Source organism: Acetobacter ascendens, assembly GCF_001766235.1.
GTDB classification, from domain to species: Bacteria; Pseudomonadota; Alphaproteobacteria; order Acetobacterales; family Acetobacteraceae; genus Acetobacter; species Acetobacter ascendens.
Genome location: NZ_CP015164.1, coordinates 1,506,915 through 1,521,280, shown reverse-complemented (window position 1 = coordinate 1,521,280; position 14,366 = coordinate 1,506,915). Strand labels below are relative to the sequence as shown.

Genomic DNA, 14,366 nt, shown 5'->3' with positions numbered 1-14,366 from the left:
TTTATTTCTTTCGACCACCTCATATTTCAGCAGAAAAAAGTGTGGCCTTGGGTTTCGGGATACTGCGGTTCCCGTTTTCTAAAGCATTTTTTATGCGATTGTAGTCGCTGTTGTGCAGTTTAATGGATTTTTTATATAAAAATAGGCCATTATTACGGCCATATGGTGCAGTTCTGCATCAGAATTATGGAGATAAGATTCTCTCAATGTCTAAAATCGATACCAACCTGCCGTTTCTTCCTGTTCGTATTGCTGTGCTTACCGTTTCGGATTCGCGCACGCTGGAAACAGATACCTCTGGCGCAGCGCTTGTTGCGCGGCTGGAAGGTGCGGGCCATGTTCTGGCTGATCGGGCCATTATCTCGGACGATGCAGACAAGATAGCAGCACAACTGCGCAAGTGGATTACTGATCCGCAGGTGGATGTTGTTATTACAAACGGTGGCACAGGCGTAACTGGCCGTGATGTTACGCCAGAAGCTTTTGAAAGCGTGCTGGAAAAACACATTGAAGGATTTGGTGAGCTGTTCCGTATGCTATCTTATCGCAAGATCGGCACATCCACCATTCAGTCTCGTGCGTTGGCAGGTGTGGCGGGTGGCACGTATCTGTTTGCGCTGCCGGGTTCTACTGGGGCGGTGAAGGATGGGTGGGATGATATTCTGGTCTTCCAGCTTGATAGCCGCCACCGGCCCTGTAACTTTGTGGAGTTAATGCCGCGTTTGCGCGAAGGCTTGAAAGGGAATGGTCATCATGACTGATGATGTCAAACTACTGATGTTGGCAGGTGATTACGTAGAAGACTATGAAATCATGGTGCCTTATCAGGCCCTGCTTATGGTGGGGTATAAGGTGGACGTGATCTGCCCCGGCAAAAAAGCGGGCGATAAGGTGCTGACGGCTATTCATGATTTTGAAGGCGCGCAGACATATAGCGAAAAGCCCGGCCATGCGTTTGTGCTGAATGCAGATTTTGATGCCATTGATACCGATGAGTATCTGGGGCTGATTATTCCCGGTGGGCGCGCGCCTGAATATCTGCGCCTGAATGCGCGGGTGTTGGAAATTGTAAAAGCATTTGCCGATAGGCCAATTGCCTCAATTTGCCACGGGGCACAGCTTCTGGCTGCTGCGGGTATTATTAAGGGGCGTGAAGTTTCGGCTTATCCAGCCTGCCGCCCAGATGTGGAGCTGGCTGGCGGCACTTATGCTGATATTCCGGTCACAGAAGCCGTAACAGATGGTGAGCTGGTAACAGCCCCAGCATGGCCAGCACATCCAGCGTGGCTGGCTCAGTTCCTTAAGGTGCTGGGGGCAAATGTGAGCATCTAAGGCTCAAAGGCTTTTTCTCTCCCATCATAAACTGGATGGGAGAGAGGTTTTTCTTTTAGAATTCGCAGGCGGCAGGGCGGTTGAGCATTGCCATCAGTTCGCGCCGTGTATCTGAATTTTCCCGAAAAACGCCCAGCATGGTGCTGGTCACCATGGAAACACCGGGCTTATGCACGCCGCGTGTTGTCATGCATTCGTGGGAAGATTCAATAATAACGGCAACCCCGTGGGGTTCCAACTCATCATTGATGGTATTGGCAATCTGGGCCGTAAGCCGTTCCTGAATTTGCAGGCGCTTGGCATAGGCATCTACCACACGTGCCAATTTGGAAATGCCTACAACGCGCTGGCGTGGCAGGTAAGCGACATGTGCGCGCCCGATAATGGGGGCCAGATGGTGTTCGCAATGGCTTTCAAAGCGGATATCGCGCAGCAGCACAATTTCATCATACCCTTCCACTTCGGAAAAGGTGCGGCGCAACAGGGCTGCGGGATCAATCTCATACCCACAGAAAAAATCGGTGTAAGCGCGGGCAACACGGGCAGGGGTATCGTGTAGGCCTTCACGGTCCGGATTATCGCCAGCCCAGCGCAGCAGGGTGCGCACAGCCTGTTCTGCTTCTGCTTGTGTTGGGCGCTTAGATGTATCAGACGGAGGCACGCTCATGCCACACTCCAGAAAAAGATAGGGATATGATGGGGCGGATTAGTGGATCTGGCGGAGCAGAAAGGGGCTATCCAAGCTGAAAGCAGGAATGCTGGCATCAAACCGTCTGCCGCTGCTTTTATCCTGCATCAGGTAGTGTCCGCTCATAAATCCGCCCGGCGTGGTAAGGGATGCCCCGGAGGTATATTCATAAAGCGCACCGGGTTGAATAACCGGCAGTTCTCCCACTACGCCAGAACCGTGTACATATTCTGTGTGCCCGGCTGTATCCGTAATGTGCCACGTACGTTCCAGAAGCTGCACAGGTTGGGTGCCATCATTGCCAATGCGGATACGATAGGCCCAGCAGTAGGACTGCTCATCCGGTTCGGATTGGTCTGGCAGCCAGAACACCTGCACTTGCACGCGCACATTCTCCGTAACGGCCTCATAGACGGGCAGTGAGGAAAATAGCTCGTTCATGGCTTCTTCTGGATCTTGCAAAAGGGGAGAAGTGGCCCAGTCGGGCATGGAATATCCTGTTTGTGGTACGGGATGGTGCTTGCACCTATCACGAACCCATCTGTTATGCCAAGCATTGTCCCTCCCGATCCTGTTATGGCGGAGGGGAGGGACAATGCAGGTGTTGTTTAGATAGCCTGAAGGGCCGCAACACCACGGGCCAGATCATCTATCAGATCTGCACTGTCTTCCAGCCCGACGGAAAAGCGAATGGCGCCATCCGTAATGCCCAGAACTGCGCGGTCTTCTGCGCTCACCTTGGAATGGGTGGTTGTGGCAGGATGTGTCACCAAAGAGCGTGCATCCCCAAGGTTATTGGAAATAGCAATCAGCTTCAGGGCATCTATGAATGCAAACGCGCCTTTCTGGCCGCCCTTTACCTCAAAGGCAATCAGGCTTCCGCTGCCGCTCATCTGGCGTTTGGCCAGTTCATATTGCGGGTGGTCTGCCCGGCCCGGATAGCGCACGCTTACAATACCGGGGGCAGATGCCAGATAATCGGCCACAGCTGCGGCGTTGGCTGCCATGGCGTTAACGCGCAGAGAAAGTGTTTCCAGCCCCTTGAGCATCACCCATGCGTTGAAAGGTGAAAGCGCGTTGCCCGTATTGCGGGTGAAAGGTTGAAGCGTTTCCGTAATCCAGTCTTTGCGGCCCAGCACGGCCCCGCCCAGCACGCGGCCTTGGCCATCAATGTGCTTGGTGCAGGAATAGACAACAACATCCGCACCCAACTGGAGAGGCTTCTGGAACACAGGGGACGCAAAGACGTTATCCACCACCACAATCGCGCCAGCCTTGTGGGCAAGGTCTGAAATGGCCTTGATATCCAGAATATCAAGCATGGGGTTGGATGGGCTTTCCAGCAGCACGGCGGCTGTAGGTTGGGAAAGTGCTTTTGCCCATTCGTCCAGATTACAGCCATCTACAAAAACGGTTTCTACGCCATAACGGGGCAGAAGGTTGGCAACAATCCAGTGGCAGGAGCCAAACAGTGCGCGGGAGGCAACAACCCGATCTCCGGCTTTAACGTGGCTGAGCAGGGCGGAGGAGACTGCACCCATGCCCGTAGCAGTTGCCACACAGGCTTCTGCACCTTCCAGATCAGCCAGCCGGCGTTCCAGCGCAGCAACCGTGGGGTTGCCAAAGCGGCTGTACTGATAGTGTTCTTCCTCACCGCGGAAGGTGCGGGCGGCTTGTTCAGCGTTGTCATAAACAAAGCCGGAGGTCAGAAACACGGCTTCACTGGTTTCACCATATTCCGTGCGTTCCACACCAGCATGGAGCTGACGGGTTGCAGGGCGCCACGCTTCAGAAAATGCAATCTTGTTGTCACTCATGGGTCTTTGTATCCGGTTCTGGCGTGTCAGACCAAGCAGCAGACAGGCCCATGTGCCTGCCAGAGCAGCTCAATCTCTTAAATTGACCGTGGAAACCATGACAGCCGGCCAAATGCCGTGTCAGAGCCTCTTTAGCGCGTTTCTTTTACCTCGCCGCAAGCCGGCCTTACAAATCACGAGGGCAGGGCTCAACACCTTGCTGGCAAGCAGGGTAAGCCCGGATATTGGCTATCGTCAAGTTCTGTGCATGCAGCCTTCACAAAACAGGCTTGCGGTGATTTAACTTGGACGAATATTTCAAAAATCTGATGGATTTATGCATGTCCGGTAAGAAAGAAACAGCCACTTCTGTTCATGTAGCCAATGCGCAGGAGGTTGTGCCCGTTATTCTTTCTGGCGGTTCTGGCAGCCGCCTGTGGCCTGTTTCACGCGGGAGCTACCCCAAGCAGTTCTGGCCGTTGCTAACAGAAAAAACCCTGTTGCAGGAAACGGCCCTGCGTGGCGTGGCAGCCAAACTGTGCGGCCCGGTTGTGATCTGCAATGCAGAACATCGTTTTATTATAGCGGAACAGTTGCGCGATGTAGGTGTGCAGGATGCGCGCATTGTACTGGAACCTGTGGGCCGTAATTCTGCCCCGGCCATTGCGGCAGCTGCTTTTGTGGCAGCGGAAAAAGACCCGGATGCCGTATTATGGGTTATGGCCGCAGATGCCGCCATAACGAATACGCAGCGTTTGTATAAGGCATTGGAAAGTGCTGTTCAGGCAGCCCAGGCCGGATACGTTGTTACATTTGGTATGAAGCCCTCCCGCCCGGAAACAGGGTACGGATATATAGAGGAAGGCGCACTACTGCCGGGCCTTTCTGGTGTATGCCGCGTAGCCCGGTTTGTTGAAAAACCGGATGTGCAAACAGCGCATCGGTTTTTGGAAAGCGGCAAGTATTTGTGGAATTCGGGCATGTTTGTTGCGCGTGCCAGTACGTTTTTACACGAACTCCAAAAATACGAGCCCGAATTATATGAATGCGTGCGTCAAGCTGTAGAAAAACGTCAGACAGACATGGATTTTGAACGTCTGGATGTAGAGAGTTTTAAAAAGTCTCCTGATATTTCAGTTGATTATGCAGTGGCAGAACGCACGGATAAAGCGGCTGTGGTGCCTGCTGATTTTGGGTGGTCCGATATCGGAAGCTGGGATTCCTTATGGGAATTGAGCGCGAAGGACCAAAACGCCAACGCAGTTTATGGCAACGTGATGCTGGAAGATGTGCATGATTCCTACATTCGCACAGATGGCACCCTGACTGTTGCGCTGGGTGTTGAAAATCTAACCATTGTGGTGACACAGGATGCCGTAATGGTTGCCCATAAGGATCGGGCACAGGATATTAAAAACATTGTCCAACGCCTGAAGGCAGAAGGGCGTATAGAGGCAACACACCATGCCCGCACATATAGACCATGGGGATTTTATGAGGGCTTAACGCAGGGAGACCGTTTTCAGGTTAAGCGCATTGTCGTGAACCCGGCGCAGAAGCTTTCTTTGCAAAAACATTTCCATCGTTCAGAGCACTGGGTGGTGGTGGAAGGCACAGCGCTTGTAACCCGTGGAAATGATGAAATTCTCGTGCGGGAGAATGAAAGCGTTTATCTGCCGGTTGGTATGCTGCACCGGTTGGAAAATCCCGGCCGTATCCCGCTTACCCTTATAGAAGTGCAGTCTGGCCCTTATTTGGGGGAAGACGATATTGTGCGTGTGCAGGATTTGTATAGCCGAGAGTAGGCATAACAAGCGGCCTATAAAAGGTCAAATCTGCTCCCGAATACTTTAAAGCAATGCCTGAAGCAGCGGAATAAACGGCAGATCTGCTTCGGGCATGGGGTATTTGCGCAGATCCTGCGGGGCAACCCACGCCAGTTTTTGCCCTTCCTTGGGGACAGGCGTGCCTTGCCAGCGCCGACAGACATAAAGCGGCATCAGCAGATTAAATGTGGGGTAAGAATGGGATGCAAAGGTAAACGGTGCCAAACAGGCGCGGGACATATCAAGCCCCAGTTCTTCATGCAATTCACGCATCAAAGCGGCTTCTGGTGTTTCTCCAGCTTCTATTTTGCCACCCGGAAATTCCCATAAGCCTGCCATGCTTTTCCCTTCTGGGCGGCGGGCGAGCAAAATGTGGCCTTGTGTATCAATGAGTGCCGCGGCGGAAACCAGAACCAGCTTTTTTGGGGCAGATGATGCGGGAGCCGATGCTGATGCGCGGCGTGCATCCTGCATGTTGCGCGTGGTTTCAAAAACCAGCATAGGCTGTTCGCTCCCGCGTGAAGCAAAAACTTGTTTGTCTGTTCCGATTTGCTGAAAACCAACATGTTCCAGCACGCGGGCAGAGGCAATATTATCTACCGCCACATTTGCGCGGATACTGGAAATTTCCAGATACGCCAGCGCCCAACTGGTTACGCGTTCGGCAGCGCACGTGGCAATGCCTTGCCCCCAGTAGGGGCGGCCAATCCAATATCCTAGCACCCCAATGCGCGCAGAATTGGCAGGAGTTTGAATGCCTAAGCCAATGCAGCCAATAAAAGTGCCATTCTTATCCAGAATGGCAAAATGATAGCCTTCTCCTTTTTGCTGCATCTGCTGTGTGGAAGCTATCCAGCTATCCGCCAGTTCCCGTGGGTAGGGAAAAGGCAGGCGGCTGAGCATCCGCACTACCTCCCAATCATTCACCAGATGGTGGAGAGCAGGGGCATCCTGCGCACAAAGAGGGCGCAGGTGATAGGGCGGGGCTTCCAGTTCGGTCGGGGCGGTATCAGGCATTGGGTTGAGGCGTCTGCGCTGGTTCTGGGGGAATGCCGCATTCGGTTAGAAGCTCACGCAAGGCGTTGATAACGGGAAAAACTTCTACGTTATGGTCACCTCCCAGTTCGCGCCACGCATTCTGCTCCAGTTCCACAATTTCGCGGTCTTCGGCAAAAATGCGGTTGGTAAAGGCCACAAGGAAAGGCCATGCAATATCCAGCAAACTACCAATTTTGGGCCGCTTAACGGAAAGCAGGCCAAAGGTGCGGTTGGTGAGTTCATCCGCACTTTGCGGCACATAAACAATCCACAAATCCATTACCGGGTCTTCATCTCCGGTCTGGATACGCAGGGTTTGATACGGATATTCTGTACGAATGGTCATGACATCGCGATGCTGGAATTTTTCCGAAGAATCGCGGCGTTCACCAAAAATCAGGGCTTCACCAAAAGGCTGTTTGCCGCTGGTACGGGCAAAGCTGTAGCGGGCTTCCACCAGCTTTGGCTCACGCTTCTGGCCCAAAAAGCGCGGCTTCATCTGCCCCATCTGTTTGGAGTGCATGAACTGATGATTCATATCCATCAGGTTTTCATGCATGAAGCTGTAATGGCACCCAATGGTGGTGCCAAAGTAACGGGTTTTGTAGGCCGGGTTGCTGGCACGGGCCAGATGTGCGGGCAGGGGCACGGTGTCTGCTTTTTCCGGGTCACCGGGGAAAACAAAGATCATGCCGTTCTGTTCCCGGCAGGGGAAGGTGCGTACGCCGTTAGGAAGTTTGCCCTTGCCCAGGTAGGGCACATCAATGCATCGGCCAGATCGGCCATAAGCCCAACCGTGATAGCAGCATTTAACAGAGGCACCTTCCACCGTGCCTTTGCTGAGCGGCACCTGCCGGTGGGCGCAGCGATCTTCCAGCGCAAACACGGGGCCAGCATCCGGGCGCACCAAGGCAATAGGCGTGCCGGCATAGCGCGTGCCAATGGTTTTGCCGGACTTAAGCTCCCGAGACCAAGCAACAGGGTACCAGTAGTCCGGGTTGGATCTGACACGCCGCAGATCTATTTTACCCTTTCTGGCTTCAACAGCCAGTTCTTGGGTGGAGGAATCGGCCTGAGCGGTCTGATCCATTTCGCCTCAAATCACAAAGAATACTGTGCGGCGCCGTTTTGATGCCGCTGTTGCGAATGCTATCTCAACGCATCGTGACGCAAGAAGCAAGACGGGAGCGCATGGCTGGCTCGTTTTTTAGGATCGCGAGCTCCGACGTTTAGGCCGGAGATAGGGCCGTTCCGACCATTCAGTTAGGTGTTCTCTGCTGTTCGATATACTGTCGGATGATAGAGAGCGGGGCACCTTCACAGGACGCTGCAAAATAACTGGGCGACCAGAGAACCTCGCGCCAATAGCGGCGAGTAAGCGTTGGATGCATCTGCCGCAACCTGCGGCTTGAGACCCCTTTGAGGCTGTTCACGAGAACCGACAAAGCCACCTTGGGCGGATAGTACACGAGAAGATGCACGTGATCATCCTCCCCGTCGAATTCCACCAGATGGGTTTCGAAGTCTGTGCAGACTTTTTCGAAGACAGTTTGCATATCCTTCAGGATCGCGGCGGTGAAGACACGGCGGCGATATTTTGTCACGAAGACCAAATGGGCATGAAGTGTAAAAACACAGTGTCTTCCACGCCTATAGTCGTTGTCATCAGCCATAGACTGATGTTATCTTTTAACGATGATCCAGCGCAAGGCCAACATCTACCGGCTCTATCCAGACGCGGAGCAGGGGCTTACGCTGGCCCGAATCGCAGGTGCTTGCCGCGCAGTCTACAATCTCGCGCTGGAACAGAGGCGGGATTGGTGGCAGCGCCATAAGGATAGAACCGGCAAATCAATTTCGTTTGCCGGGCAATGTCGTGAACTCACTGATCTGCGCCGGGATGTGGACTGGTTGCGCGAAGCGCCAATCCACCCGCTGCAACAGGCGTTGCGCGATCTCGACCGGGCCTATCAAAATTTCTTCTCCGGGCGCTCTGGCTATCCGTCACTCCATCGCAAGGGCCTGCACGACAGTTTCCGTTTTCCTGATCCCACGTCGCTACGTGTCGAACGAACAGGGAAGAAGGTAGGTCGCATTAAACTTCCAAAACTCGGATGGGTGGCTTTCCGGGGTTGGTATGATTTGCCTGGTGTAATCCGCAACATCACGATCTCCCGACGATCCGGGCAGTGGTTCGCATCCGTCCAGTGGGAGCGCGAGGTCGAGGAACCTGCGCCCTCGATTCTGCCTGCGGTCGGGATCGACATGGGCGTGGCCGTTTTCGCCGCCACAAGCAGCGGAGAGACCATCGCGCCGGGAGACTTTGGCAGGAAGGCCCTGCGCACGCTTCGCAAGGCACAACGGACCGTCTCCCGCAAAAAGAAGGGCAGCGCCAACCGGCGCAAGGCCGTGCGGCGCGTGCGGATCCTGCATGCCAAAGTGGCCAATGCTCGCAAGGATTTCCTCCACAAACTCAGCACGACCATCGCCAAGAACCACGGCACGGTTGTTGTGGAGGCATTGCAGGTGCGGAGCATGTCCGCATCCGCTAAAGGCTCGGTTGAAGAGTCGGGCCGCAATGTCCGGCAGAAAGCCGGGCTCAACCGTAGTATTCTCGATCAAGGCTGGCGAATGTTCCGCACTCTGCTGGGATACAAGCTGGCGGACCGGGGTGGTAGGCTCATTGAGGTGCCAGCCGCCTACACCAGCCAGACCTGCTCAGTCTGTGGAAGTGTGGACCCGGCAAATAGGGCCAGTCAGGCACGTTTTATCTGCACTGCCTGCGGACACACTGAAAACGCGGATATCAACGCCGCAAAGAACATCCTACGGTGGGCGGACTGCCCGTTGAAGCCTGTAGAGGGATACCGCGTCAGGCGGCCCATTGAAGCAGGAAGCACCAGGAGGGCAGTTTAATGCATGCCCATACCGGAACCATCGGCCTTCAGGCCGGTGAGCAGGTCAGAGAAATTAATGTTCTGCCAGCTCTGCCGTCAGGTCCTCAATAAACTGGAAAGCCACACGTCCGGAGCGGCTTCCGCGTGTAATCGCCCACTCATTGGCGCGGGCCATCAGGTCCTCGTCAGCAATGGTTAAGTTACGTGCACGCGCGTAGCTTCGCACCATGTCTGCAAACGTATCCTGTTCACAAGTATAAAAACCAAGCCACAGGCCAAATCGGTCTGAAAGCGAGACTTTTTCTTCTGTTGCTTCGGAGGGACTAATGGCAGTTGCGCGTTCATTTTCAATCATGTCGCGCGGCATCAGATGGCGGCGGTTGGATGTGGCGTAGAACAGAACATTTTCTGGCCGCCCGGCAATACCACCATCCAGAACGGATTTCAGGGCTTTGTAATCCCGGTCTTCCTTTTCAAAGGACAGATCATCGCAGAACAGAATAAAGCGGCGCGGGTTTTCGCGCAGCAGGCTGAGCAGCAGGGGCAGGGTTGCCAGATCTTCACGCTGAATTTCAATCAGGGCGATAGCACCTTTACCGGGGGTGCATGGTTTGCCAGCAACCTGATTGGCCAAGGCATGTGCGCCTTTTGCCAATGAGGATTTGCCCATGCCGCGAGCACCCCAGAGCATGGCGTTGTTGGCGGGCAGGCCACGTGCAAAGTGCTCTGTGTTTTCAATCAGGATCTTGCGTTGCAGATCCACCCCGCGCAGCAGATCAACCGGTACGTGTGCAACATACGGAATAGGCAGCAGGCGCCCGCGTTCTGGCAGCCAGACAAAGGCATCGGCGGTATCTACACCTTCCAGCGTGGCTGGTGGAGGAGAAAGCCGCTCCAGAGCGGAGGCAATGCGTTCCAGAACAGGGAGTGTCGGTGTATCCATCGGGGTATCAATCCTGTTTGTCGCCGATATTGGTTATAAAATTACGGGCGTAGGGCGTTTTCATCCGCGCAGGTGCTTGACGCACGGGGATTGAAAATTATGGTCACTTTCTCTGTTTTCGCAACACGCCTTTCAGGAAAGTCTGCTTGATGTCCAATTTCCTTATTCCCGCCGCCTACGCCCAGAGTGCTGGAGGTGCCGGTGGGGGCTCTAGCCTGATGTCCTTCCTGCCGTTTGTGGCCGTTTTTGCGATTATGTATTTTTTGCTGATCCGTCCCCAGCAAAAACAGCAGAAGCAGCTTAAGGCAGAGCTAAAATCCCTCCGCCGGGGAGACCGTATTGTAACAGCAGGTGGCGTTGTAGGTATTGTGCAGCGTTCCAAGGATGATTCGGAAGAAGTGGAAGTGGAAATTGCACCAAACGTGCGTGTTATGGTGCTGCGTGGCACAATTTCCACAGTGCTGACCAGCACCGCCAAGCCCGCCAACGATACAGCGACTGCAAAAAAGTAAGTTTTTTTTCAGGCTCAGCGTTCAGAAACGTCAGAGAAAGGAAACGGGGTCTATATCTACGTCCACTTTGGCGTTTCTGGCCAGATTTACCATGCCCAGCCAACGGCGCAGGATAGGTTGCACCGCAATATTCCGGTGCGTGCGCAGCAGCAACCGCCTGCGGTGCCGCCCGCGTAATACGGCCAGCGGGGCTGGGGCAGGGCCAAGTACTTGTATGCCCTCTCCATAAGGGGCAGTGCGGCCCAGTTGGGCGGCGGCTTCATCTGCGGCAACAGGTGTATCTGCACTTACAATTAAAGCAGCTAACCGTCCGTAAGGGGGCCAGAACCCCGGTTTACGCTGTGCGGCCTCCTGCTGCATGAAGGCATCAAAATCCCCCGAAAGCAGCGCCTGCATTACCGGATGTTCAGGGGCATAGCTTTGCAGAATAACCAGCCCGGGGGAGGACGCACGGCCTGCACGGCCTGCTACCTGATGCAAAAGCTGGATGGTACGTTCCCCAGCCCGCAGGTCTGCCCCGCCAAGCCCGAGGTCTGCATCGACCACACCTACAAGCGTGAGGTGCGGAAAGTGCCACCCTTTGGCAACAATCTGCGTACCGATAATCAGGTCCACTTCCCGGCGCGAGATTTTGGCAACAGCTTCCGCTGTGGCGGCGGGGCCACCAAGTGTATCGCTGGACATCACCAGCAAGCGGGCATCGGGGAAGAGTTGCCGTGCTTCTTCCGTAATGCGTTCAATACCCGGGCCTATGGCGGTCAGGCTGTGGTCTGATCCGCATTGCGGGCAGGCGGGGGGCATGGGTTCTGTGTGATCGCAATAGTGGCAGGAGAGCACCTTGCGGTTGCGGTGTTCCACCAGCCACGCCGTGCAATGCGGGCACTCCATACGGTGCCCGCAGGATCGGCAAAGTGTCAGGGGAGCATAGCCGCGCCGGTTGAGAAACAGCATAACCTGTTCCTGCCGTTCCAGCGTGGCACCAATATCCTCCACCAGTTCGGGGGAGAGAAAAAGCCCCCTAGGTGGGGGATGATCGCGCAAATCCAGCACGCGGGGTTCCGGCAGTTCTGCCCCTCCGTGCCGGGTGGGTAGAACAAGATGTCGATACCGGCCAGCCTCTACGTTTGCTAGTGTTTCCAAGCTGGGTGTGGCGGAAACCACAACCACAGGAAAACGCGCCAGCTGCCCACGCACCACGGCCATATCTCGCGCATTGTAGATCACGCCTTCTTCCTGCTTGAACAGGGCTTCGTGTTCTTCATCCACAATAATCAGGCCGAGATTATGGAAGGGTAGAAACAGGGCAGAGCGGGCCCCAACAATTACAGAGGCAGAACCATCAGCTGCCCCAAGCCACGTAAGCCTGCGGGCACGCTGCCCGATTTCGGAGTGCCATACAGCGGGCTGTACGCCAAAACGGCGGGAGAAACGTTCCATCCATTGGGCGGAAAGTGCAATTTCGGGCAGAAGAATAAGGGCTTGTTTGCCCTGTTCCAGACAGGCAGCAATGGCTTCCAGATAGATTTCTGTTTTGCCAGAGCCGGTTACCCCTTCCAGCAGGGTTACGGAAAAACGATTTTCCGTAACAGTCTGGCGTAGAGCTACTGCGGCACTTTGCTGCTCACCTTCCAGCACAGGCGGGTTATAGTGGGCATCGGGTTGGCCAAATGGGCGCTCTGGCCCAAGGGAAACAGGACGCAGCACGCCTGCATTGGCAAGTTCCTTTACCACGCCAGCACTTACACCTGTGGCATTGGTAATATCTGTCGTGGTGCGGTGGTTGCCATCCGCCAGAAGGTCCAGCACCTTTTGGCGTGCAGGGGTAAGGCGCAGAGCGTTCAGATCAGGGTTTTCTGCCAAGGCCCATCCCATTGTGGGGGTAGGGGCTGCGCGCATATGGAGCCGCAGAGTCATGGCCAGCACCATACCTGGAGGGGTAAGCGTGTAGGCGGCCACCCAATCTATGAACTGGCGCAGTTCTGCTGATAAAGGTGGCAGATCAAGCCGGCAGACTACAGGGCGCAGGCGCGCTGCATCCACCTTTTTTTCTGTGACTGGTGGGGCCAGATCGGCGGGAAGTGAAGATGTTGCATCCCATACCACGCCGGTTTCCTGCCGCTTACCCAGTGGGACGACAACAATATCACCGGGTTGCAAATCCATATCTGCTGGCGCGCGGTAATCAAAAGGCCCGGCAAAAGGCATAGGCAGCAGCACGGAAATGCGTGTGGTGCTGCAAGCACTGGCCGTTAAGTTGCCAGAATCCTGCATAGGTATATTGGGGAAGGGTTTCTGCGCCATCAGGATTTGGTTGTAATGCTGCCCACAAGGAAAGAACAGGGGAGAAAAAGCGCATCAAGCTTTCTGCCCGACAGAGGAAGATCATGACTGCTGAAGAAGCTGTTCAGAAATTTCTGGAGTGGATGGCTGTGGAAAAACAGGCATCTCCCCTGACAATTGAGGCCTATCAAGGCGATCTAGCCCGTTTTTTAGGGTTTATGATCACGCATCTGGATGGCCTGCCGGATATGATCGGCTTGGGCTTAATAAGCCTGCGGGATTTTCGTGCATGGTTGGCTTATGAGCAGGCCGAGGCCAGCAAACCAACAGCCCGCAAAACCTCATCAGATCAGGCCACCCGCACACGTGCACGCCGTGTTTCTGCTGTAAGGTCTTTCTTCAAATATCTGGCGCGCAGGCAGGGGGTAGAAAACCCGGCCATTCAGTTACTCAGCACACCGCGCACCAAAAAGCCTCTACCACGCCCTTTGGCTAAAGATCAGGCTTTGGCAGCCCCGGAAGATATTTCTGATCTGGCGCAAACCCCCATGGAACAGCAGCGAAATGCCGCGTTGTTTCTGCTTTTATATGGGTGCGGTTTGCGTATTTCTGAAGCTTTGAACCTGAATATTGCCGATCTGGATGTTATGCGCAGCAGCAATGTACTGCGTATATTGGGCAAAGGCGGCAAGGAACGTCTTGTGCCGGTGCTGCCCGTTGTGCAGCAGGCGCTGGAAGCGTGGCGCACACGCCATCCAGCTCCAACCCCAGATGCCCCTTTGTTTGTAGGAATAAGGGGCAAGCGCCTCCAACCTGCTATTGCCCAGAAAGCCATGCGGGAATGGCGGCATCTTTCTGGCTTGCCAGATTATGTAACACCCCACGCGCTACGCCATTCTTTTGCAACCCATCTGATGGAAGGTGGGGCAGATTTGCGCGTTATTCAGGAGTTGTTGGGCCATGCCAGCCTCTCCACCACACAGCGTTACACACTGGCAGATGAGGCCCGCTTGCTGGATGTCTGGACGCGGGCGCATCCGCGTGCACAATGAGG

General features: G+C 54.8%; 14 protein-coding genes and 1 riboswitch. Of the genes, 6 read left to right on the top strand and 8 right to left on the bottom strand.

Translation table 11 applies throughout. The features are described 5' to 3' along the window. Nucleotides 1–122: 122 nt before the first annotated feature. Both moaB and A4S02_RS07320 read left to right on the top strand, forming a co-directional pair. On the top strand, nucleotides 123–761 hold the full coding sequence (moaB, locus tag A4S02_RS07325; protein WP_185303282.1) for a molybdenum cofactor biosynthesis protein B: 639 nt from the start codon (nucleotides 123–125) through the stop codon (nucleotides 759–761). After that, nucleotides 754–1,332 carry a DJ-1/PfpI family protein gene (locus A4S02_RS07320; protein WP_070323373.1) on the top strand — a complete coding sequence of 193 codons (579 nt, stop codon included), beginning with the start codon at nucleotides 754–756 and terminating at the stop codon, nucleotides 1,330–1,332. The genes moaB and A4S02_RS07320 overlap by 8 nt, the downstream gene beginning before the upstream one ends. A gap of 55 nt (nucleotides 1,333–1,387) precedes the next feature. Here A4S02_RS07320 and folE read toward each other — a convergent pair whose 3' ends face one another. From folE to metZ, 3 genes are all read right to left on the bottom strand, one after another. Then, complete coding sequence (gene folE / locus A4S02_RS07315) at nucleotides 1,388–1,999, bottom strand: GTP cyclohydrolase I FolE (protein WP_019088211.1); 612 nt, start codon at nucleotides 1,997–1,999, stop codon at nucleotides 1,388–1,390. 39 nt (nucleotides 2,000–2,038) lie between these two features. Further along, entirely contained in the window at nucleotides 2,039–2,509 is a 471-nt protein-coding gene (gene apaG / locus A4S02_RS07310; RefSeq protein ID WP_070323372.1) for a Co2+/Mg2+ efflux protein ApaG, read from the bottom strand. A 119-nt stretch (nucleotides 2,510–2,628) separates the two neighbouring features. Then, nucleotides 2,629–3,837 (bottom strand): O-succinylhomoserine sulfhydrylase, encoded by a 1,209-nt coding sequence (gene metZ, locus A4S02_RS07305; RefSeq protein ID WP_070323371.1) that lies wholly within the window; start codon nucleotides 3,835–3,837, stop codon nucleotides 2,629–2,631. 110 nt (nucleotides 3,838–3,947) lie between these two features. Continuing rightward, nucleotides 3,948–4,027, bottom strand: a riboswitch (SAM riboswitch). A gap of 94 nt (nucleotides 4,028–4,121) precedes the next feature. On the opposite strand from metZ, the gene A4S02_RS07300 reads away from it, so the two are divergent. Next, a complete protein-coding gene (locus tag A4S02_RS07300) occupies nucleotides 4,122–5,621 on the top strand; it encodes a mannose-1-phosphate guanylyltransferase/mannose-6-phosphate isomerase (protein WP_082246781.1) in 1,500 nt (499 codons plus the stop codon). 45 nt (nucleotides 5,622–5,666) lie between these two features. Here the strand turns inward: A4S02_RS07300 and mutT are convergent, their stop codons facing one another. From mutT to tnpA, 3 genes are all read right to left on the bottom strand, one after another. Next, nucleotides 5,667–6,659: an 8-oxo-dGTP diphosphatase MutT gene (mutT, locus tag A4S02_RS16340; RefSeq protein WP_070323369.1), complete on the bottom strand. Its 993-nt coding sequence runs from the start codon at nucleotides 6,657–6,659 to the stop codon at nucleotides 5,667–5,669. Then, nucleotides 6,652–7,770 carry an aromatic ring-hydroxylating oxygenase subunit alpha gene (locus A4S02_RS07290; RefSeq protein WP_082246780.1) on the bottom strand — a complete coding sequence of 373 codons (1,119 nt, stop codon included), beginning with the start codon at nucleotides 7,768–7,770 and terminating at the stop codon, nucleotides 6,652–6,654. Before A4S02_RS07290 ends, mutT begins: the two co-directional genes overlap by 8 nt. A gap of 169 nt (nucleotides 7,771–7,939) precedes the next feature. Beyond that, a complete protein-coding gene (gene tnpA, locus A4S02_RS07285) occupies nucleotides 7,940–8,353 on the bottom strand; it encodes an IS200/IS605 family transposase (RefSeq protein WP_070323368.1) in 414 nt (137 codons plus the stop codon). A gap of 22 nt (nucleotides 8,354–8,375) precedes the next feature. Here tnpA and A4S02_RS07280 point away from each other — a divergent pair, with 22 nt between their 5' ends. Next, on the top strand, nucleotides 8,376–9,596 hold the full coding sequence (locus tag A4S02_RS07280; RefSeq protein WP_070323367.1) for an RNA-guided endonuclease InsQ/TnpB family protein: 1,221 nt from the start codon (nucleotides 8,376–8,378) through the stop codon (nucleotides 9,594–9,596). Nucleotides 9,597–9,650: 54 nt separating this feature from the next. Here A4S02_RS07280 and A4S02_RS07275 read toward each other — a convergent pair whose 3' ends face one another. Next, nucleotides 9,651–10,520 (bottom strand): ATP-binding protein, encoded by an 870-nt coding sequence (locus A4S02_RS07275; protein ID WP_070323366.1) that lies wholly within the window; start codon nucleotides 10,518–10,520, stop codon nucleotides 9,651–9,653. 146 nt (nucleotides 10,521–10,666) lie between these two features. On the opposite strand from A4S02_RS07275, the gene yajC reads away from it, so the two are divergent. Then, nucleotides 10,667–11,032 (top strand): preprotein translocase subunit YajC, encoded by a 366-nt coding sequence (yajC, locus tag A4S02_RS07270; protein WP_019088221.1) that lies wholly within the window; start codon nucleotides 10,667–10,669, stop codon nucleotides 11,030–11,032. A gap of 30 nt (nucleotides 11,033–11,062) precedes the next feature. Here the strand turns inward: yajC and A4S02_RS07265 are convergent, their stop codons facing one another. Further along, nucleotides 11,063–13,333 carry a primosomal protein N' gene (locus A4S02_RS07265; RefSeq protein ID WP_070323365.1) on the bottom strand — a complete coding sequence of 757 codons (2,271 nt, stop codon included), beginning with the start codon at nucleotides 13,331–13,333 and terminating at the stop codon, nucleotides 11,063–11,065. An 83-nt stretch (nucleotides 13,334–13,416) separates the two neighbouring features. Here A4S02_RS07265 and A4S02_RS07260 point away from each other — a divergent pair, with 83 nt between their 5' ends. After that, on the top strand, nucleotides 13,417–14,364 hold the full coding sequence (locus tag A4S02_RS07260) for a tyrosine recombinase XerC (protein WP_070323364.1): 948 nt from the start codon (nucleotides 13,417–13,419) through the stop codon (nucleotides 14,362–14,364). Nucleotides 14,365–14,366 lie beyond the last annotated feature (2 nt).